The sequence below is a fragment of the Blastomonas sp. 34TW genome, from assembly GCF_059803595.1.
The window spans coordinates 1-20,675 of the sequence record NZ_JAPFGW010000016.1 but is presented as its reverse complement, the minus strand read 5'-3'; the positions used below and the strand labels follow the sequence as shown (position 1 = coordinate 20,675).

The window sequence follows — 20,675 nt, the reverse complement described above, 5'->3', positions numbered from 1 at the left end:
CGCTGAGATGAACGAAAGCCCCACTACCAGCGATGCCGACCGCTTCCTGCGGATCGCCAAGGCCGAACAGCGCGGCCGATTGACGGTCTATCTCGGCGCAGCTCCGGGGGTCGGCAAGACCTACCGGATGCTGCAGGAAGCGGCGCGGCGCAGGGCAGAGGGCGAGGATGTCGTTGTCGGGGTCGCCGAAACACACGGGCGAGGCGAGACGGCAGCGCTGCTCGCCCCGTTCGAGATCCTGCCGCGCCGCGCGGTCGATCATCAGGGGCACCGGCTGGAGGAATTCGATCTCGATGCCGCGCTGGCCCGGCGGCCCGGACTGATCCTGGTCGATGAACTCGCGCACACCAACGCGCCGGGCAGCCGCCATCCCAAGCGCTGGCAGGACGTGGCCGAGCTGCTCAGCGAGGGCATCGATGTTGCCACCACGGTCAACATCCAGCATATCGAAAGCCTGAACGACCTGGTCGCCGGTTTCACGCATATCCGCGTGCGAGAGACCGTTCCTGACAGCTTTCTCGACGATGCCGAACTGATCGTCGTCGATCTGCCGCCCGATGCGCTGATCGAGCGGCTGCGCGCGGGCAAGGTCTATCTGCCCGATACGGCAGGCCGCGCGCTCGCCAATTTCTTCACCCCCAACAAGCTGGCGGCGCTGCGCGAACTGGCGCTGCGCTTTGCCGCACACAATGTCGACCGCCGATTGAGCAGCCAGCTCGAGCTGAGCGGGGAGCGCGCGGATTTCGTCTCCGGCGAGCGGCTGATGGTGGCGGTCAGCCCCGGACGCGGTGGTGCGCGGGTGGTCCGGCAAGCAAAACGCATGGCCGATCTGCTGCACGCCCCCTGGACCGCCGTCGTCGTAGAGAGCGCAAGCGCGCGCGGAGTCGCGGGCAGCCAGCGCGAGCAGCTTGCGGACAATCTCGCGCTGGCATCCTCGCTGGGCGCGTCGCTGATGACCGTCGCGGCGCAGGATGTCGGCCAGGCACTGGTCGAACAGGCCCGCGAACTGCGCGCCAGCCAGATCGTCATCGGCAAGAGCCGGCGAAGCCGCTGGTTCGAATGGCGACACGGATCGGTGGCACAGGATGTCATCCGCCATGCCCGGAGCATTCCGGTGCATGTCGTGCCGCTCAACGAGGCCGACGAAAAGCCGGTGCCGGTATATGACCCCTATTCGCAGCGTGACAATGCCATCGCCTTTGTTGCGGTCGCGGCCGTCGTGGGCGTGCTGTATCTGCTGAAGCCGTGGATCGCCCCCGGCGCAATCGATCTGCTGCTGCTGTTTCCAGTGGTCATCACTTCGATGTTCCTGCGGATGCGCGCCGGGCTCTGGGCAGCGCTATGGGCGGCGCTGGGCTATAACTTCTTTTTCATCGAGCCGCTCTATACGCTCTCGATTCACAGCCCGGCTGATCTTGTCACCTTCATCGCGCTGGCAATGGTGGCAGGTGTGATCGGTGCGCTCGCAGGCAAGGTGCGCCGGCAGGCCGAAACCAGCGCCGGGGTCGCCCGGCTCAATGCCTCGTTGGCGCGCTTTGCCGGACTGATGGGTTCGCTGTCCGACCGCGACGAGACCGCAAGGGTCGCCTGTCGCGAGATCGGCAATCTGCTGGATGTGCAGGCGATGATCGTGTCGCTGGAAGACGGCGCGGTCATCGTGCGCGGAAATGAAGATTTCCAGCAACTCGAGATGGTCGATGAGACCGCCGCGCGCTGGGCGCTGGAGCATGGCCAGACGGCAGGCCGCGACACCGGAACGCTGGCTTCGGCGGACTGGCAGTTTCATCCGCTCAAGACCGCGCTCGGCACCATGGGGGCGTTGGGCGTGGCGCGATCAAGCAACGAGCGGGTGATCCGGCCCGATGACGCGACGTTGCTCGCCTCTATCGTCGATCAGACTGCGCTGGCGCATGAGCGACTGGTGCTGGAAGCCGAGGCGCGACAGGTCGATGGCCTTCGCGAGCGCGACCGGCTGCGCGGGGCGCTGCTCGGCAGTATCGCGCATGATCTGCGCACGCCGCTTACAGCCGTCATCGCTGCAACCGAGGCCATTCCGGCCGAAGGCGCCTATGCCGACGAAGTGCGCATCGCGCGCAGCGAGACGCGCCGGTTGCAGCGGTTCCTCAACGATCTGCTCGAAGCCTCGCGGATCGAGGACGGGTCGATCGAACCGAGATGGGAAAGCCTCGACCTGACCGACATCATCCATGCCGTGCTGCGCGATCTGAGGCAGGATCGGCCCGGCAGCCGCGTGGTGGCCAGCATCGATCCCGACTGTCCGTTCATCCGAAGCGACCCGCTGCTGCTGCGGCACGTGCTCATCAACCTGATCGACAATGCACTCAAATTCTCGCCCGCCGGTTCGCGCGTCGATGTCGAGCTGCTTTGCGGCCCCGATGCGGCCTTGTGCCGAGTGGCAGACCGTGGACCCGGCCTGCCAGCCGATCGCGACGGACTGTTCGACCGCTTCCATCGCCTCGAGGGCAGCGACCGCGTGGGCGGATCGGGCCTCGGTCTGTGGATTGCCAAGAACTTCATCGAGGCGGTAAGGGGCAGCATCACGGCGTCGAACCGGGAAGGCGGCGGGGCCGTGTTCGAGATAAGCCTGCCACTGACCGCGCCCGCACCGGAACAAGACCATGAGCAGAATGCGTAGCGATGTGCTCATCATCGACGATGAGGCCGCTATCCGTCGCCTCTTGACCGGTGCGCTGGATCGTAGCGGCCTCACGCATGTCGAGGCGGGCACAGCCGGCGAGGCGCTTCGCCTCGCCATTGCCGAACCTGCGCCGCTGGTCGCGCTGCTGGACCTGGGGCTGCCTGATCGCGATGGGCTGGAGATCGTGCCCCAGCTTGCGGGCCATGGGCTGGCTGTCATCGTGCTCACCGCGCGCGATGCGACTGGGGAGAAGGTCGCTGCGCTCGACCTTGGTGCCGACGATTTCGTCACCAAGCCTTTCGACACAGAGGAACTGCTCGCGCGCGTCCGATCGGCCATTCGGCGGAAGAGTGGCCCCGTCGCCGATCCGGCTGTCCGCCAGTTTCAGGAAGGCATGATCGATCGGTCCGCGCATCGCGTCACCATACGCGGTAGCCAGATCGATCTTACCCCGCGCGAGTTCAACCTGCTCTGGGCCTTGTGCGACCATCCTGGCCGCGTCTTCACGCATGACAAGCTGCTGACCGATGTCTGGGGACCGGCGCATCGCGAGGATCTCGATTATTTGCGCGTCGCGGTGCGGGCGTTGCGCCGCAAGCTCGAACTCGACCCGGCGCACCCGAAGCTGATCATCAACGAACCCGGCATAGGCTATCGCGTGGCGGTCGGCTGATCCCTGCCTTTGGGCAGAGGTGGATCGCTAGCATTCTCCTGAGCGAGGCAGCGGCACCCAGGCAGCCAACCGCTCTTTCTGCGGCTTATCGCAGCGATGGCAGCGCCCGGCCAAGCCCATCCAGCGCCGCTTGCAAGGTCGCACGGTGCTTGGCGAAGCAGAAGCGGACCAGATGGTTGGGGGTATTTTCGGCATAGAAGGCCGAGATCGGGATCGCGGCGACGCCGGCCTGTCCGATGATTGCCTCGCAGAACGCGACATCGTCCATCGGCACCTCCGATGCGGCCAGGTCCACGGTCACGAAATAGGTCGCGGCCGATGGGATGGTGGCAAGGCCGATGGCGGCCAGGCCGGCGCAGAAAAAGTCACGACTGGCCTGGTGCGCGTCGCGCGCCATCGCGATCCAGGCGTCCTGGCTGTCCAACCCTTCGGCTACCGCCCATTGCAGGTGCGGCGGGCTGGTGAAGGTGAGGAATTGGTGGGCCTTGGCCAGCACGCGTGCAATCGGCGGCGCGGCGCACATCCAGCCCAGCTTCCACCCGGTCAGTCCGAAGATCTTCCCCGCAGAGCCGATCTTCACCGTGCGCTCGCGCATGCCGGGCTGCTGCATCAGCGACCGATGCTGCGCTCCGTCATAGACCAGCGCCTCCCACACCTCATCGCAGATCGCGATTAGGTCATGTTCCACACACGCCTGCGCGAGCAAGGCCAGATCGTCGGGATGCGCGCAGGTGCCCAGCGGGTTCATCGGATCGTTGAACACGATGAGCCGCGTGCGCGGGCCGATCGCGCGGGCGAGGCTGGCGGGGTCGATGCGCCAGCTCGTCCGGTCCATGTCGACGATCCGCGCGGTGCCGCCGGCACGCTGCACCAGCGGCAGATAGGCGTCGTAGAGCGGCTGGAACAGCAGCACCTCGTCGCCCGGCACGATCAGCGCGAGCAATGCGGCGGCGATCGCCTCGGTCGCGCCCGAGGTTACGACCACTTCCTCTGCGGCCAGATCGAGCGCCTGGTGCCGCGCGTACCAGCCTGCCACCGCTCCGCGCAATTCGGGCAGGCCGATCATCGGAGGATATTGGTTGGACCGCTGGTGCATCGCATCGCAGGCCGCCGCGATCACCGCCGCGTTGATCGGACCATCGGGAAAGCCCTGGCCCAGATTGATCGCGCCCGTCTCGCGCGCACGCATCGACATGGCCTCGAAGATCGTGGTTGGCATGTCGCGATAAAGGGGATTCATGGCATCTCCGGCTCGGCAGGGCAGGGGGGATGGCGATGGCTTGGCATCCGATGGCTGCCTCTGTCCAGAACCGTGGTGCCGGAATCGATCGTTGCGGCTGGGCCTCGCCTCTGGATCGGCTCGCTGCTTTGCGCCAGACTGGGCCAGCAGACGCAGATAAGGGATCGCCAGTGCCACGAACAGCCAAGCCGGGAATGCCCGTCCATGCCGAAAGCCATCAGATCGCGCGGATCGGCTGGTTGCGCGCCGCGGTGCTGGGGGCGAATGACGGAATCGTCTCGACCGCCAGCCTGATTCTGGGCGTCGCGGCTTCGGGGGCGGATCGGCAGGCGCTGCTGGTCGCGGGCGCGGCAGGGCTGGTGGCAGGCGCGATGTCGATGGCGGCGGGCGAATATGTCTCGGTCAGCAGCCAGTCGGATACCGAGGCGGCGGATCTGGCGCGCGAGCGGGCGGAACTGGCGGACGATCCCGAGTTCGAACGCGCCGAGCTGGCCGCGATCTATGTCGGGCGCGGGGTCGATCCGGCGACGGCGGATCGGGTCGCGGTGCAGATGATGGCGCACGATGCGCTGGGCAGCCATGCGCGCGACGAGTTGCACATCAATGATCTGACGGCTGCCAGGCCGCTCCAGGCGGCGCTCGCTTCGGCGCTGACCTTCACGGTCGGCGCGGCGCTGCCGCTGCTGCTCGCGGCGTTGCTGCCGATGGGGTCGATGGTGCTGGGCGAGGCGGCAGGATCGATCCTGTTCCTCGCGCTCTTGGGGGCGGTGAGCGCCCGGGCGGGGGGTGCTCCGGTGGCACGTCCCGTGATCCGCGTCGTTTTCTGGGGGGCGCTGGCCATGGCGCTGACGGCGGGGATTGGCAGGCTGGTCGGCGCTGCGGTCTAACAGGGCCTCAATTCGGTCAGACGATGACGCCGGGGCCGATGCTGGCAGCGATGAAGACGATCGAGGAGATGGCGGCGAGAGCGGTGGCGATGACGTTCATGATGGTGTTTCCTGTGTCGAAGATGGTTGAAGCGGTGTGGATCAGACGATCATGCCAGGGCCGACGCTGGTGGCGATGAGGATGACCGAGCAGATCGAAGCGAGAGCGGTGGCGAGGATGTTCATGGGGAAGGTCCTTTCGATTTCGGTTTGAGGTGCTGGCTGGGGATCAGGCGACGACGCCGGGAGCGACGCTGGCGGCGATGAACAGGCTGGAGGTCAGGATGGCGAGAGCGACGGCGGCGATCTGGCTCTGGGCGTTCGAGAAGAGGGTCATGGCGGTGTCCTTTCGTGGGTATCTGGTGGTTCCGGTCGGTGTGTCCGGAGATGCCAGATACTTTGCACACGCCGTGCCAAACTGAAAAAACCACGCTATTCCAGCGACTTAGGCTTTTTCAGGCCCAAGTTGAACATGAACAAATGCTGACTGTTGGGAAAATTTCCCATTAATCGGGATGGTTGTTTCCAGCAAAAACAGATTCCGCGAAACAGCATCCGTTGCGCTGGTCTTGCGCGTATCTATCTTCGACACGAGACAGCAGAAAACGGGGCCGCGCACGGAATGAGGGACAAGCTTGAAGTCTGGTATGACGGCGCGTGCCCGCTCTGTACGCGCGAAATCGCGCTGATGCGGCGGCTCGACCGGCGCGGGGCGATCGACTTCATCGACGTATCGACGCCGGGCGGCTCTTGCCCGATCGATCGCACGGCGCTGCTCGAACGCTTCCATGCGCGCGAAAATGGCGTGATGCTCTCTGGCGCAGCGGCCTTTGCGGCGATGTGGCGTGCCATTCCCCTGCTGCGACCGCTCGGTCTCATCGCGCGCTGGAAGCCGGTGCTGGCGATGCTCGAGCGTGCCTATCTGCGCTTTCTCACGATCAGACCACGCCTGCAGGGTCTGCTGCGCGAGCGGCGGGTATGAGCGGAGTGTTCGAACCGACGCGCGCGGCGGGCCTTGCGCGGATGAATGCCTTCGTGCCGCACGCGGGCCGCGCCTATGCCGAGGGGCGCAACAGCGATCTCGGGCCCGGTCGGCCCAGCGCGGTGTCGCAGCTTTCACCCTGGCTGCGCTATCGCCTGCTGAACGAGCAGGAAGTGTGCGCGGCGGTGCTGGAACGGCATTCGCTCGCGGCGGCGGAGAAATATGTGCAGGAGGTGCTGTGGCGCACCTATTGGAAGGGCTGGCTCGAGATGCGGCCCGGCATCTGGGAGCGCTTCCTCGTCGAGCGCGACGAGCAGCACGAGCGGCTGCGCAATGTCCGCGCGCTGGAACAGGCGGAAGCGGGCCGCACCGGCATCGAGGGCTTCGATGACTGGGCGCGCGAGCTGGTCGAGACGGGGTATCTGCACAACCACGCACGCATGTGGTTCGCCTCGATCTGGATCTTCACGCTGCGGCTGCCCTGGACGCTGGGCGCGGGTTTCTTCCTGCGCCATCTGATCGATGCCGATGCGGCGAGCAATACCCTGTCCTGGCGCTGGGTCGCGGGCTTGCAGACGGCGGGCAAGACCTATCTCGCCACGGCCGACAATATCGCGCGCTATACCGGGGGGCGGTTTGCGCCGAAGGGCCTGGCGGAAATCGCCGAGCCGCTGACCGAAGCACCGGTACCTGCCGCAGCGCCCTTGCCTGCGGCAGGATCGGCCAGGGGGGCGCCGGCGCTGCTGCTGATCACCAGCGAGGACATGCACCCGGATGATGCGGTGCTCCGCGAGGTTGATATCTGCGGCACCTGCATCGCTGCCGATCCGGCGTTGCTTTGGGGTGAAAAGGCGCGCGGCTTCGTTGCGGATGCTGCGCACGACATGGCTGCGTCGCTTGGCGAAACCGGCAGGGCACCGGTGAAGCGGATAGATGCCCTGAATGCCGAGGCGATCGTGCAGGCGTCGCGTGAGGCGGGCGTCAACCGGGTGGTGACGCCTTATGCCCCGGTCGGCCCGGTCGCGACGCGGCTGACGGAAATCGCCAAGGCGCTGGCGGGCGAAGGGATCGAACTCGTCCAGGTGCGCCGGGCATGGGACGACACCTTCTGGCCGCACGCGCGCAAGGGCTTCTTCCCGTTCAAGCAGCATATGGGGCGGCTGCTCGAGGATATGGGGCTCACCCGCACCTGAGCCGCTTCGAGGGGAGCGGCCCGCCCATTCCGACGCGGACCCGGCGATCGCCAGGCCCGCTTGATCGGCATCAGTGATAGCGGCGCAACAGGCCGGCCAGCTTGCCCTGCACCTGCACCTCGTGCGGCGCGTAATATTGCGGCGCGTAGGACGCATTGGCGGGATCGAGCCGGATGCGGCCGTTCTCGCGGCGCAGATATTTGAGCGTCGCCTCCTCGCCGCGCACCAGCGCGACCACGATCTCGCCGTCGCGCGCGGTTTCGGTGCGCTTGATCAACGCAAAGTCGCCATCGAGAATGCCCGCCTCGACCATCGAGTCCCCAGACACTTCGAGCGCATAATGCTCGCCCGCGCCGAGCAGGGCGGCGGGAACAGGCAGGATCTCGGTGCCCTCGAACGCCTCGATCGGCGCACCGGCGGCGATGCGGCCGTGCAGCGGAATTTCGAGCACATTGCTGTTCGCAGGCTCCGGCAACACCGCCTTGCGCACCGCGTCCATGCTGACGACATTGCTCCGCGCGGCATCGGCGCGCGCGGCGGCAGCAGCGGCGAGCTCCTTCTCGCGCGGCTTCACGCTCGCCTCTGGCAGCTTCAGGATTTCGAGTGCGCGCGCCCGGTTGGGAAGACGGCGAATGAAGCCGCGTTCCTCGAGCGCGCTGACCAGCCGGTGCACGCCCGACTTGGACTTGAGATCGAGCGCTTCCTTCATTTCCTCGAACGAAGGCGAGACGCCATCGGCCTCCAGCCGTTCCTGGATGAAGCGGATCAGGTCATGTTGCTTGCGGGTCAGCATCGCCGATGTTCCTTTTCTGCGCCGAACCTGCGTTCGAACGAATACGGAACAATTACGAAACAAAGACGGTCAGGTCAAGAGCTTGTGTCAAGTCCCGTGGCGAAGCGCGATATAATCGATCGGATCGCCGATTTTGGCCTCGGGCGCATCGATTGGCCGGACCACCAGCGCATCCGCCTGAAGCAGCGCCGATAGCGCTCCGCTGTCCTGATTGCTCAGCCGGATGAGCGCGCCATCGTGGAAGCGCGCACGCACGAAATCCTGGCGCGGGCCGTTCGCCGGGAAGGGTTCGCCTGCGATCGCCTGGGAGGTGGCAGGGACAAGCTGTTGATAACCCAAAAGCTTGCGCACCAGCGGCAGCAGCAGCAACGTCGCAGTGACATAGGCCGAGACCGGATTGCCCGGCAGGCCGAGCACGATCGCATCGCCCAGACGTCCGACCATCACCGGTTTGCCTGGTCGCATCGCGATCCGCCAGAAATCGACAGTTCCGCCGCTGTCGAGCAATGCGGGCTGGATGAGGTCGTGATCGCCGACCGATGCGCCGCCGGTGGTGACGATGATATCGGCCTGGCTGTGCTCGAGCAGCGCCGCGGCGATGGTGGCGCGGTCATCGGGCAGCAGCGGCGGGACGATCAGATCGCAGGGTAGGGAAGACAGCATCGCTGCCAGCATCACGCCGTTGCTCGCCGGGATATGCGCGGGCGAGGGCAGCGGGTTTCCGGGTGGGACAAGCTCGTCGCCGGTGCTGAGGATCGCGATGCGCGGGCGGCGGTGGACGGCGAGCGCGCCGTGCCCTGCCATCGCGGCAAGCGCGATCAGCCGCGCGTCGATGATCGCACCCGCATCAGCGAGTTGCGTCCCGTCTGCGAAATCATGCCCTGCGCGGCGGATATGCGCGCCGGGAGCTGCGGGGCCATCGCCGGTGAGCGTCAGCCGGTCACCCTCGCGCGCGACGTCTTCCTGCACCACGACGCAATCTGCGCCATCGGGGATCATCGCGCCCGTCGAAATGCGCGCGGCCTGTCCCGGCGCAAGTACGCCCGCGAAGGGCCGTCCCGCCGCGCTCTCGCCGATGACGCGCCATGGGCCGGGCAGGTCGGCGCTGCGCACCGCATAGCCGTCCATCGCTGACAGATCGGCGGCGGGCTGGTTGCGCTGCGACACCAGCGGCTCGGCCAGGGTGAGGCCGGTGACCTGATCGAGCGGAAGGCTGATCGCGGGGCGGGGCGCAGCAAGCGCGAGCAGGCGGTCGCGCGCCTCGTCGAGCGGGATAAGCCCGCCCGCCATCAGTCGGCGGTCCAGTCGCCCGACTTGCCGCCGCTCTTGGCGAGCAGCCGCACCGGGCCGATGACCATGGCCTTATCGAGCGCCTTGGCCATGTCATAGATCGTGAGCAGGGCTATGTTCGCGGCGGTCAGCGCTTCCATCTCGACGCCGGTCTTGCCGTTGGTGCGCACGCGGGTTTCGACGCGCACGCCGGTCTCGAGATACTCGAAATCGACCGAGACGCTGGAGATCGGCAGCGGGTGACAGAGCGGTATCAGGTTGCTGGTCTGCTTGGCGGCCATGATGCCCGCGATGCGCGCCGTGCCCAGCACGTCGCCCTTCTTGACATCGCCCGCGCGGATGGCGGCGATCACCGCCGGGGCCATGGTGATCACGCCTTCGGCCACCGCCTCGCGCACGGTATCGGCCTTGGCGGAGACATCGACCATCTGCGCCGCGCCGGTCGCGTCGAGATGGGTCAGCTTGTCCATCAGGCGGCTGCTCCGGTGAGCAGCGCGCGCGTCGCCTGCGTGACATCGGGCTGGCGCATCAGCGATTCCCCGACCAGGAAGCAGCGTACGCCACGCTCTGACAGACGCACGCAATCCGCATGGCTGTTGATGCCGCTTTCGGACACCGCGATGCGGCCTTCGGGGATCATGCCGACCAGCCGCTCGGTGGTGGCGATATCGGTGACGAAGCTGCGCAGGTCGCGGTTGTTCACCCCGATCAGCGGCGAGCGGAGCTTGAGCGCGCGCTCCATCTCGGCCTCGTCATGCACCTCGACCAGCACGTCCATGCCGTGGTCCAGCGCCGCGCTCTCGATCTCGGCCATGGTCGCATCGTCGAGCGCGGCGACGATGATCAGCACCGCATCGGCCCCCAGCGCGCGGCTTTCGGCCACCTGCCAGACATCGACCATGAAATCCTTGCGCAAACAGGGCAGGTCGCACGCGGCGCGCGCGGCAACCAGATAATCGTCATGCCCCTGGAAATAGGGCTCATCGGTCAGCACCGAAAGGCAGGCCGCGCCGCCGGCCTGATATTCGGCTGCATGCGCGGCGGGATCGAAATCGGCGCGGATAAGCCCCTTGGAGGGGCTGGCGCGCTTGATCTCGGCGATCAGGCCGAAGCCGTCGCGCGATGTCTCGCGGAGCGCGCGTGCGAAACCGCGCGGGGCGGAGGCAGCCGCAGCGCGGCTCGCCAGTTCGGCCTGCGAAATCAGCCCCTTGCGCCGTGCGACCTCCTGCCGCTTGACCTCGCAAATCTCTTCCAGCTTGTTCATGCGGCGGCTTTCGTGAAATCGATCCAGCAGTTGAGCAGCGCGTTGGCGAGCCCCTTGTCGATGGCCTCGGCGGCTTCCTCCGCCCCTTCGGCAAGGCTTTCGACCTCGCCCGCGATCAGCAGCGCAGCAGCGGCGTTGAACAGCACCGCATCGCGATACGGCCCGGTCTCGCCCTGGAGCAGACGGCGCAGCGCGGCGGCATTATGCGCCGCATCGCCACCCCGGATCGCCTCGATCGGATGCGTCGGCAGCCCTGCGTCCTTGGCCTGCCAGCGCTTCATGATGACGCCATCGGGGCCGATATCGGCGACCTCGTTGCCACCGGCCAGCGACAGCTCATCGAGCCCTTCGTCGCCCGAGACGATCAGCGAATGTTCGGTGCCCAGCATCTCGAGCGCCTCGGCATAGACATGCACATAGCCGGGCCGCGCGATGCCGATCAGCTGGCGGCGGACGCCTGCGGGATTGGCGAGCGGACCCATCAGGTTGAAAATGGTGCGGCGGCCGATCTTCTGCCGGATCGGCTGGATGCGGCGCATTGCGGGATGATGGTTGACCGCGAACAGGAAGCAGATGCCGATCTCGGCGAGCGACTGCTCGGCGCTGGCACCGGCGGCGGTCATGTCCATGCCCAAGGCTTCGAGCGTGTCCGCCGCGCCCGCCTTGGACGAGGCGGCGCGGTTGCCGTGCTTGGCGACCGGCACGTCGCACGCCGCGACGACCAGCGACACCGCGGTCGAGACGTTGAGCGTATGGTGCCCGTCGCCGCCGGTGCCGCAGACATCGATGGCATTGGCGGGCGCGGCGATCGGGATCACCCGGTCGCGCAGCGCCTGCGCGGCGGCAGCGATCTCGATCGCGGTCTCGCCGCGTTCGGACAGTGCGATCAGGAATTCGGCAATCGTCTCGTCGCTGACCGTGCCGTCAAGGATCGCGGCAAAGGCTGCTGCAGCATCGTCGCGGTTCAGCGGATGCGCGGTATCGGGCAGCCAGGTCATGCGAGCAGATCCGCGCGCATCGGCTTCACCTCTAGCCCCGCCAGCGCCATGAAATTGGCCAGCATCTTGTGGCCATGTTCGGTGGCGATGCTCTCCGGGTGGAATTGCACGCCATGGATCGGCAGCGTCGCGTGGCGAAAGCCCATCACATGTGCGGTCTCGCCTGCCGGTGCCTCGACGCGCGCGTTGACGATCATTTCGGGCGGAAGGCTTTCCTCCGGCACCACCAGCGAATGGTAGCGCGTCGCGAGGAACGGCGAGGGCAGGCCCTGGAACAGCCCAGTGTCGTCATGGACCACGGGGGAGGTCTTGCCGTGCATCAGACCGCCGCGAACGACCTCGCCGCCGAAATGCTGGCCGATCGACTGATGCCCCAGGCACACGCCGAGCAGCGGCTTTCCGGCATCGGCACAGGCCGCGACCAGATCGAGCGAAATCCCCGCCTCGTTGGGCGTGCATGGGCCGGGCGAGATGAGGAATGCGTGCGCATTGGTTGCCAGCGCCTCGCGCGCGGTGAGCGCATCGTTGCGCTCGACCCGCACGTCCGCGCCCAGCTCCATCAGATAATGGACGAGATTGTAGGTGAAGCTGTCGTAATTATCGATGACGAGGATCATTGGCCAAATCCTGCTTCGCTGGCGAGGCGGACGGCTTCGCGCGCGGCGGCGAATAGCGCGCCAGCCTTGGCTTCGCATTCGCGCTGTTCATATTCGGGCACGCTGTCGGCGACGATGCCTGCGCCCGCCTGGACGTGCATGGTGCCGTCGCGGACGATCGCGGTGCGCAGCACGATGCAGCTGTCGACCGAGCCATCGGGTGCGAAATAGCCGACCCCGCCGGCATAGGCCCCGCGCGTCTCGGGCTCCAGCGACGCGATGATCTCGCACGCGCGCACCTTGGGCGCCCCGCTGACGGTGCCCGCGGGAAAGCCCGCGAACAGCGCGTCGATCGCGTCACGATCATGCACCAGTTCGCCGACGACATTGCTGACGATGTGCATGACATGGCTGTACTGTTCGACCGTGAAGCTGTCGGTGACGCGCACCGTGCCTGCCGCTGCGACGCGGCCGACATCGTTGCGGCCAAGATCGAGCAGCATCTGGTGCTCGGCCAGTTCCTTGGGATCGGCGAGCAGGCTTGCGCGATTCTCCAGATCTTCCGCCGGCGTCTTGCCACGTGGCCGCGTTCCCGCGATCGGGCGGATGGTCACCTCGCCATCGCGCACGCGCACCAGAATTTCGGGGCTCGATCCGATCAGCGCGAGGCCGGGCAGGTCGAGGAAATAGAGAAAGGGCGAGGGGTTCACCCGGCGCAGCGCGCGATAGAGCTCGATCGGTGGCAGCGCGAAGGGCGCGGTGAAGCGCTGCGCGAGCACGACCTGGAAGATATCGCCCGCCTCGATATAGTCCTTGGCCTTGAGCACCATCTCGCCATAGCGGCCCGGCGCGAGCACGGGCTGCGGCGTCAGGCTGTCCGGGTCGAGCGAGGCATCGCGCACGGCAGCGGGCAGGGGCGCATGCAGCGCCCGTTCGGCCGCATCGAGCCGTTCTTCGGCCGCAGCGATCGCCTGCTCGGGATCGCCGCTGCCCGCCCAGATCGGCGCGATCAGGAACAGCTCGTCCTTCAGCCGGTCGAAGATCAGCAGCACGGTCGGGCGTACGAACAGCATGTCGGGCAGCGCCAGATCGGACTGCGGCGCGCGCGGCAGCTTCTCGACCAGACCGATCGTCTCATAGCCGAAATAGCCCACCAGAAACGCGAGTGCGCGCGGCAGTTCGGGCGGAACCTCCATCCGGCAGGCCTCGGCCAGCTGGCGCAAGGCATCGAGCGAGCCCTGCTCGCAGGGCGCGAACGCCGCGCGATCGGTCGCCCATTGCGTATTGATCTCGGCAGCATCGCCCGAGGCCCGGAATACCAGATCGGGCGCGAGGCCGACAAAGCTGTGCCGCGCGCGTGTTTCGCCGCCCTCGACCGATTCGAGCAGGAAGTCACCGCGCTCGGGCTCGATCAGCTTCAAGGCTGCCGAAACCGGCGTTTCGGTATCGGCGATCCGCCGCCGCCAGATCAGGCTCGACCGGCCATCGGCCAGCGCCCCGGCGGCCTGTGTGCGGTTCTGGCTGGAAGGGCCCGCCATCAATTTTCCCGATTACGACCGGTCAGCTGGTCCTTCACCCGCTTGATGGCTTCCGGATTGCGTTTCACATTGGCTTCGACCTTGAGCGCTGCCACCAGCTGCCGACCATATTCGTCGGCCATCACCTGGCCAAGCTGCTGCTGGGTCGCGGCCATCAGCTCGGGGACCTTGCTCGCATCGCCGCGGTTGATCTTCGACAGATGCACGATGAACCAGCCGGTGCGGTTCGGCCCTTCGAGCACCTTGGTGGTGCCTTCGGCCATGCTGAACAGCAGTGCCACCGGCGGCGGCACGCGGCCCTGCTGCTGCATGATCGTCTGCCGGTTGGTACGGATCTGCTCGATATTGGGCAGGCGCACGCTGGCTCCGGCGACCGCCTTTTCGAGCGCTGCAGGAGTGCGCGACGACTTGGCGATGCCGTCGGCCAGCTTGCGTGCAGAGGCGAGGCCCTGGGCCAGCGCCCAGTCGGCAGCGACGCGCTGGCGGACGCTGGCGAGCGGCGGCGGTGCCGCGCGCTTGATCTCCTGCACCTCGAACACGGCGAATTCCTTGCCCTGCTGCACCTCGACCAGCTGCGGCTCGGCATCTTCTTCCAGTCCGAAGGCCACGGGCAGCATCGCCTGATAGGCGCCGGTCGGCGCGAAATCGGGCCTGCCCGGCGCCTGGCCATTGGCGAGCATTTCCGGGCTGACCTGCAGCTCGAGCTTTTCGTCCTTGGCGATATCGGCAAGCGAGGCACCATCGGCGATCCGGTCTTCGAGATTGGCGGTGAAATCAGCCACCGTCTGGCGCAGCTTTTCCTGCGCGATCTCGTTTTCGAGCAGGTTGCGCACCTGATCGATCGAACGCCCGGCGATCGCGCTGACGCTGTCGACCCGCACGACATGCCAGCCGAGCGGAGAGCGCGCGGGCGCGGCAACCTTGCCGGCAGCGGCGGCGAACACGGCATTGGCGACGGCAGCAGAGGCGTTCTTGGTCAGCTCCTGCTTCGACTGGAGGCCAAGGTCGATCGGCGCTAGCCCGGCTTCCTTCGCGGCGGCAGCCATGCTGGCGCCACCGTTGATCTTCGCGGCGATCGCCTTGGCGGCGGCCTCGGTCGGCACGATCAACTGTTCGACATCGCGCTTCTCGGTCGCGGCAAATTCGGCCGAACGCTTCTTGTACAGGGCCGCGATCTCGGCATCGCTGACCTTGACCTGGTCGCGGAAGCGGTCGGTGGTAAAGGTGGCAAAGCGCAGGATGCGGCGCTCCGGAATGCGGTAGCGCGCGGCGTTGGCGGCATAGAATTTCTGCAGCTGGTCGTTGCTCGGCGCGGTCTTGGGGGCGAAGGCGGCCGATGGGACAAAGGCGATCTGGCCTTCGCGACCTTCCAGGATCAGCCCGGCATAAGGCAGCGCCATCTGCCGCGACAGCTTGGCGCCGAACGTCGCGGGCAGCAGCAGCTGGTCGCCCAGCAGGCTGCGGCGAATATCCTCGCGCACGCGCGCTTCGGTCAGACCCTGCTGGGCGAGCGCATTGCGGAACAGCGTCTCGTCGAACCGGCCATCCGCGCCCTTGAATGCCTGGATCCCCGCGATCTCGCTGTCGACCAGACGCTTGCTCGCGCCCAGGCCGATGCTGGCGGCGAATTCAGCCGAGGCATAGCTGCCGATCATCTCTTCCAGCACGCCGTCGATGCCGCCCTGCGCATCGAACGAGGCCATGTCGAGCTGCGGGTTGCGCTGGCGGAACTGCTGGAAGGCGTTGGTGACGGTGGTCGAGAACTCGCCGGTGCCGATTTCCTCGCCGCCGATCTGGGCGACGCTTTCATTGCCCACTCCGCCAAAGCTCGCACCGCCGGTGACATCGGACGCCGCAAAGGCGACAGCGATGAGCGCGAGAAAGATCAGGCTGACGACAACCCCGATCTTGGAATTGAAGAAGGAACGGAAAAAGGTGATCATCGGTCGGTCCGCCAAAGCGCCGGGCGTGCGATGACCCGGCCGCGTGAAAATGCGGGCTGGCTTTAGGGGGCTTTGCCGCGCGCTTCAACCCTTGGCGCCGCTGAACCGGCTGTAAACTGCGCGTGGCCCGTGTGCCCATGCCGTGGCTGGCCAAGCGGCTCGCGATTTGCTAGCCGCGCGCCCCACAGCATAAACACAAAAGGGGAAGACAGCATCGTGGCCAGCACAGCATCTTATATCGTCGGCAACTGGAAGATGAACGGCAGCGCAGCCGATGTCGCGGTGCTGCAGGCGATCGCCGAGGCCGCCGCAGCGAACGGCCATGTCGATGTCGGTATCTGTCCGCCCGCGACGCTGATCGCGGCCTTTGCCGCCGCTGCGGGCAAGGTGCAGATCGGCGCGCAGGATTGCCATGCCAAGGCGTCGGGCGCGCATACCGGCAATCTGTCCGCCGCGATGATCCGCGAGGCGGGGGCCACCTATTCGATTGTCGGCCATTCCGAGCGCCGCGCCGATCAGGGTGAGAGCGATGCCGATGTCGCTGCCAAGGCCGAGGCGCTGCACGCTGCCGGCATGGGCGCGATCCTGTGCGTCGGCGAGACGCTGGAGGAACGCGATTCCGGCAATGCGATTGCCATCGTCACCGCGCAACTGTCGGCGTCGCTTCCCACAGCGGCGAGCGGCGATTGGCTTTCGGTCGCGTACGAGCCGGTCTGGGCGATCGGCACGGGACGCGTGCCCGTGGCCGAGGATATTGCCGCGATGCACGCGGCGCTGCGCGCGACGCTGGTCGCGAAGCTGGGCGAGGCAGGCCAGGGCGTGCGCATTCTCTACGGCGGATCGGTCAACCCGGCCAATGCAGCCGAAATTCTGGCCATTGCCGATGTCGGCGGCGCGCTGGTCGGCGGAGCCAGCCTCAAGGCAGAGACCTTCATCCCGGTCATCGAGGCCGCACCGCGCTAATCGGACCTTGGCGCGTCGAAGGCGGAGCCGCCGCGCCGGTTGCGCTGGCGCGGCCTAATCGCTATGTGCGCGCCAATCCTGAAATTCATTTGCTGGGTCTGACCGTTCATGTCGTCGATTTTCCTGTTCATCACCATCGTGCAGACGCTGATTGCAGCGGCTCTGGTGGGTGTCATCCTCATGCAGCGTTCCGAAGGGGGTGGTCTGGGTGTCGGCGGCAATCCCAATGGCCTCATGTCGGCGCGCGGCGCCGGTGACCTGCTCACCCGCTCGACCGCGATCCTGGCAACGCTGTTCGTGCTGCTGAGCATCGTTCTGGCGGTGATGGCGGCGAACATGCACTCGGTGGGCGATATCGATACTTCGCTTCAGCGCGGTGCCCCCGCCCCGATCAGCGATCCGCTCACGGCGCCTGCTCCGGCAGCCCCTGCGGCGCCCGCCAATGGCGATCCGCTGTCGGCGGCTGGTGCGCCGGCTGCAGCGCCAGCGACGGAGGCACCTGCCGCGGCTCCGGCCCAGGGCGACGCTCCCGCCAACTGAAATTGAGGCGGGTCGGGGAGAAATCCCCGGCTGTTCACAGATTTTTGTCTTTCCTGCGGATTCGCGCGCTTGTCAGTCTTGCGCGCGAACCGCTAACGGGTTTCTCCCATGGCGCGTTATATTTTCATCACCGGCGGCGTGGTTTCCTCTCTTGGCAAGGGCCTGATGGCCGCAAGCCTGGGCGCATTGCTGCAGGCACGCGGATACCGCGTGCGCATCCGCAAGTTCGATCCCTATCTCAATGTCGATCCGGGTACGATGTCGCCCTATCAGCATGGCGAGGTCTATGTCACCGATGACGGCGCGGAGACCGATCTCGACCTTGGTCATTACGAGCGCTTCACCGGCGTATCGGCGCGCCAGTCGGACAATGTGACCTCGGGCCGCATCTACCAGACGATCATCCAGCGCGAGCGGCGCGGCGATTATCTCGGTGCCACGGTGCAGGTCATCCCTCACGTGACCGACGCGATCAAGGAATTCGCCCAGGCCGAAACCGACGATCTCGATTTCGTGCTGTGCGAGATCGGCGGTACCGTCGGCGATATCGAATCGCTGCCGTTCATCGAGGCGATCCGCCAGTTGCGCAACGAGATCGGCCGCGAGAACACGCTGTTCGTCCACGTGACCCTGGTGCCTTATATCGCGGCAGCGGGCGAGCTGAAGACCAAGCCCACCCAGCACAGCGTGCGCGAGCTGACCTCGCTGGGCATCCAGCCCGACATCCTGCTGTGCCGTTGCGAAAAGCCGCTACCCGAATCCGAGCGCGCCAAGATCGCGCAGTTCTGCAACGTCCGCAAGGAAGCGGTGATCCCCGCGCTCGACGCCCGCAGCATCTATGCCGTGCCGATGCAGTATCATCGCGAAGGGCTGGACAGCGAAGTGCTGCGCGCCTTCGGCATCACCGATGCGCGCGAACCCGATTTGTCGCGCTGGGTCGATATCATGGAGCGCCATGAGCATCCCGAGGGTGAGGTGACGATCGGCGTGGTCGGCAAATATGTCGGCCTGCAGGATGCCTACAAGTCGCTGCACGAGGCACTGGTGCACGGCGGCCTCGCCAACCGGGTCAAGGTGCATGTCAAATGGCTCGATGCCGAGCTGTTCGAAAAGCTGCCCGATGACGAGCTGGCGGCCGTGCTCGAGCCGATGCATGGCATCCTGGTGCCCGGCGGTTTCGGCGAGCGCGGCAGCGAGGGCAAGATCTCGTCAGTCCGCTTCGCGCGCGAACGCAACGTCCCGTTTTTCGGCATTTGCCTCGGCATGCAGATGGCGTGCATCGAGGCTGCACGAAACACATCCGGCATCACGGCGGCGTCGACCACCGAATTCGGCGAGACCGACGAGCCGATCGTCGGCCTGATCACTGAATGGATGAGCGAATCCGGTCTGCAGAAGCGCAGCGCCGAGGGCGATCTGGGCGGCACCATGCGTCTCGGCGCGTTTCCGGCCAAGCTCTCGGGCAACAGCCGCGTGCGTGGCATCTACGGCACCGATATGATCAGCGAACGCCACCGCCATCGCTACGAGGTCAACACCGCCTATCACGAGCGGCTTGAACAGGGCGGCCTCGTTTTTTCCGGCATGTCGCCTGATGGCGTGCTGCCCGAAATCGTCGAGCGTCCCGATCACAGCTGGTTTGTCGGGGTGCAATATCATCCCGAGCTCAAGAGCAAGCCGTTCGATCCGCATCCGCTCTTCGCCAGCTTCATCGAAGCGGCGGTCGCGCAGAGCAGGCTGGTCTGACCTGAACAATATAGGTTACCCCAAAGGGGTCGCGCGGTTGACATGCGTTAACCGCGCGGCCCCTTTGGCGCAATTTTCCTGCGCCATGCGCCAATTTACCACATTCTGTAACGGCCATTTTACTCTATTTGACGGTGTTGTGCGGTGGCGCACAGCGGCGTAAAACGATTCGGGCAAAAGCACATCTGTCGGCGGCGACAGGGACGGCCGCAGCGAGATGCTCGGCAAGGACAAAGCCGACAGAAAGGAAGGGACAAGGGGCAATCATGCACGCGAACGAGCTTGCCGCGCTGTTGGCCAGCCACAGCCTGTTCGCCGATTGCGACAATGACGAACTGTCGGACATCATCCTGCGCGGGCATTTCGTCCGCTACCGCAAGGGGCAGGAACTGATGGGGCAGGGGGATGATGGCGACAATCTGCTGATCATCCTGACCGGATTTGCCCGGGTGAGCATGGTGGCGAGCAACGGTCATGAGATCGTGCTCGATTATGCCGAGCCCGGCTATGTCATTGGCGAAATCGCGTTTCTGGATGGCGGGCCGCGCACGGCCTCGATCGAGGCGCTGACCGAAGTGACCGCGCTCTCGCTGTCGCGGCCGGCTTTCGACGAGATTGCCGAGCGGCACGTGGCGATGCCGCGACGGATGCTCAGGGTCATGGCCAAGCGGCTGCGTCAGGCGAATGACGTGATCGAGGCGGACCGGGCCTTCACTTCCGGACCCAGGCTGGCGCGCTATCTGCTGCGCCTGATGGTTTCGGGGGCGAAGGAGGGCAAGCTCAAGCTGGATCTCAGCCAGAGCGAGCTCGGCACATTCGCGGGACTGTCACGCGAGCAGATTAATCGCCAGCTTTCGGCCTGGTCGGACGCGGGGCTGATCGAGCTCGAACAGGGGCGCGTGAAGATTATCGATCGCGACACGCTGCTGGAGATTTCCGAAGCGGCCTGAACGATCGGCCAGGTGAGTTTTCGAGTTTTCCGGGGCAGGGCCAGGTTATTGCGACCCGGCCTGACCCTGCCGCCGGAAAAACCCCCGCGCCCCACGGGCGCGGGGTCCCAGTTCAGATTTTCTCCGGTGGGCGGTGCGGTAAATGCGACCCGGCCAATCCGGCCTAAGGAGAAAGCAGCGTCCTGAGCGGGCGCGGGGGGCGGGCTCGCAAGGGTCCGCCCTCTTTTTTGTTTCTGGAACTGGCGTTGTTCAGCGAGAACGCCTCTCCCTTGATGGGAGAGGCAGCGAGACTTGGCAGCTTGCTGCCTAGGGTCAGGACTCATTGATCCAGAAGATGAAAATAGCTGCGAACGTGATGGCGGCGAGGAAGACGTCTGCACA

Annotated in this window: 18 protein-coding genes; 9 read left to right on the top strand and 9 right to left on the bottom strand. The window is 66.2% G+C overall.

Annotated features, from left to right (window positions below):
• Positions 1-7: 7 nt before the first annotated feature.
• A complete protein-coding gene (locus tag OPU69_RS17380; RefSeq protein ID WP_498512734.1) occupies positions 8-2,656 on the top strand; it encodes a DUF4118 domain-containing protein in 2,649 nt (882 codons plus the stop codon).
• Positions 2,649-3,332, top strand: coding sequence for a response regulator (locus OPU69_RS17375; protein ID WP_060979040.1), 684 nt, complete (start codon positions 2,649-2,651; stop codon positions 3,330-3,332). The genes OPU69_RS17380 and OPU69_RS17375 overlap by 8 nt, the downstream gene beginning before the upstream one ends.
• An 85-nt stretch (positions 3,333-3,417) precedes the next feature.
• On the opposite strand, the gene OPU69_RS17370 is transcribed toward OPU69_RS17375, so the two are convergent.
• Entirely contained in the window at positions 3,418-4,572 is a 1,155-nt protein-coding gene (locus tag OPU69_RS17370; RefSeq protein ID WP_498512732.1) for an aminotransferase, read from the bottom strand.
• 194 nt (positions 4,573-4,766) lie between these two features.
• On the opposite strand from OPU69_RS17370, the gene OPU69_RS17365 reads away from it, so the two are divergent.
• From OPU69_RS17365 to OPU69_RS17355, 3 genes are all read left to right on the top strand, one after another.
• Positions 4,767-5,459: a VIT1/CCC1 transporter family protein gene (locus OPU69_RS17365; protein ID WP_498512782.1), complete on the top strand. Its 693-nt coding sequence runs from the start codon at positions 4,767-4,769 to the stop codon at positions 5,457-5,459.
• 661 nt (positions 5,460-6,120) lie between these two features.
• Entirely contained in the window at positions 6,121-6,480 is a 360-nt protein-coding gene (locus OPU69_RS17360; protein WP_060979036.1) for a thiol-disulfide oxidoreductase DCC family protein, read from the top strand.
• Positions 6,477-7,673, top strand: a complete 1,197-nt coding sequence (locus OPU69_RS17355; RefSeq protein ID WP_498512730.1) for an FAD-binding domain-containing protein — start codon at positions 6,477-6,479, stop codon at positions 7,671-7,673. Before OPU69_RS17360 ends, OPU69_RS17355 begins: the two co-directional genes overlap by 4 nt.
• A 70-nt stretch (positions 7,674-7,743) precedes the next feature.
• On the opposite strand, the gene lexA is transcribed toward OPU69_RS17355, so the two are convergent.
• From lexA to OPU69_RS17315, 8 genes are all read right to left on the bottom strand, one after another.
• The gene (gene lexA, locus OPU69_RS17350) at positions 7,744-8,466 is read right to left on the bottom strand and encodes a transcriptional repressor LexA (protein WP_060979034.1); all 723 of its coding nucleotides are present in this window, start codon (positions 8,464-8,466) and stop codon (positions 7,744-7,746) included.
• Between the two features lie 87 nt (positions 8,467-8,553).
• Positions 8,554-9,756: a molybdopterin molybdotransferase MoeA gene (locus OPU69_RS17345; protein ID WP_498512728.1), complete on the bottom strand. Its 1,203-nt coding sequence runs from the start codon at positions 9,754-9,756 to the stop codon at positions 8,554-8,556.
• Positions 9,756-10,226: a cyclic pyranopterin monophosphate synthase MoaC gene (gene moaC / locus OPU69_RS17340; RefSeq protein ID WP_498512727.1), complete on the bottom strand. Its 471-nt coding sequence runs from the start codon at positions 10,224-10,226 to the stop codon at positions 9,756-9,758. The genes OPU69_RS17345 and moaC overlap by 1 nt, the downstream gene beginning before the upstream one ends.
• The gene (gene trpC / locus OPU69_RS17335) at positions 10,226-11,020 is read right to left on the bottom strand and encodes an indole-3-glycerol phosphate synthase TrpC (RefSeq protein WP_498512725.1); all 795 of its coding nucleotides are present in this window, start codon (positions 11,018-11,020) and stop codon (positions 10,226-10,228) included. Before trpC ends, moaC begins: the two co-directional genes overlap by 1 nt.
• Entirely contained in the window at positions 11,017-12,018 is a 1,002-nt protein-coding gene (gene trpD, locus OPU69_RS17330) for an anthranilate phosphoribosyltransferase (protein WP_498512723.1), read from the bottom strand. Before trpD ends, trpC begins: the two co-directional genes overlap by 4 nt.
• Positions 12,015-12,635, bottom strand: coding sequence for an anthranilate synthase component II (locus OPU69_RS17325; RefSeq protein WP_498512721.1), 621 nt, complete (start codon positions 12,633-12,635; stop codon positions 12,015-12,017). The genes trpD and OPU69_RS17325 overlap by 4 nt, the downstream gene beginning before the upstream one ends.
• A complete protein-coding gene (gene trpE / locus OPU69_RS17320; protein WP_498512719.1) occupies positions 12,632-14,152 on the bottom strand; it encodes an anthranilate synthase component I in 1,521 nt (506 codons plus the stop codon). Before trpE ends, OPU69_RS17325 begins: the two co-directional genes overlap by 4 nt.
• Positions 14,152-16,095 (bottom strand): peptidylprolyl isomerase, encoded by a 1,944-nt coding sequence (locus tag OPU69_RS17315; RefSeq protein WP_498512717.1) that lies wholly within the window; start codon positions 16,093-16,095, stop codon positions 14,152-14,154. Before OPU69_RS17315 ends, trpE begins: the two co-directional genes overlap by 1 nt.
• 216 nt (positions 16,096-16,311) lie before the next feature.
• On the opposite strand from OPU69_RS17315, the gene tpiA reads away from it, so the two are divergent.
• From tpiA to OPU69_RS17295, 4 genes are all read left to right on the top strand, one after another.
• Positions 16,312-17,058 (top strand): triose-phosphate isomerase, encoded by a 747-nt coding sequence (tpiA, locus tag OPU69_RS17310; protein ID WP_498512715.1) that lies wholly within the window; start codon positions 16,312-16,314, stop codon positions 17,056-17,058.
• Between the two features lie 117 nt (positions 17,059-17,175).
• Positions 17,176-17,598, top strand: coding sequence for a preprotein translocase subunit SecG (secG, locus tag OPU69_RS17305; RefSeq protein ID WP_498512780.1), 423 nt, complete (start codon positions 17,176-17,178; stop codon positions 17,596-17,598).
• Positions 17,599-17,706: 108 nt separating this feature from the next.
• The gene (gene pyrG / locus OPU69_RS17300) at positions 17,707-19,344 is read left to right on the top strand and encodes a CTP synthase (protein WP_060979025.1); all 1,638 of its coding nucleotides are present in this window, start codon (positions 17,707-17,709) and stop codon (positions 19,342-19,344) included.
• A gap of 266 nt (positions 19,345-19,610) precedes the next feature.
• Positions 19,611-20,294, top strand: coding sequence for a Crp/Fnr family transcriptional regulator (locus tag OPU69_RS17295; RefSeq protein ID WP_060979024.1), 684 nt, complete (start codon positions 19,611-19,613; stop codon positions 20,292-20,294).
• Positions 20,295-20,675 lie beyond the last annotated feature (381 nt).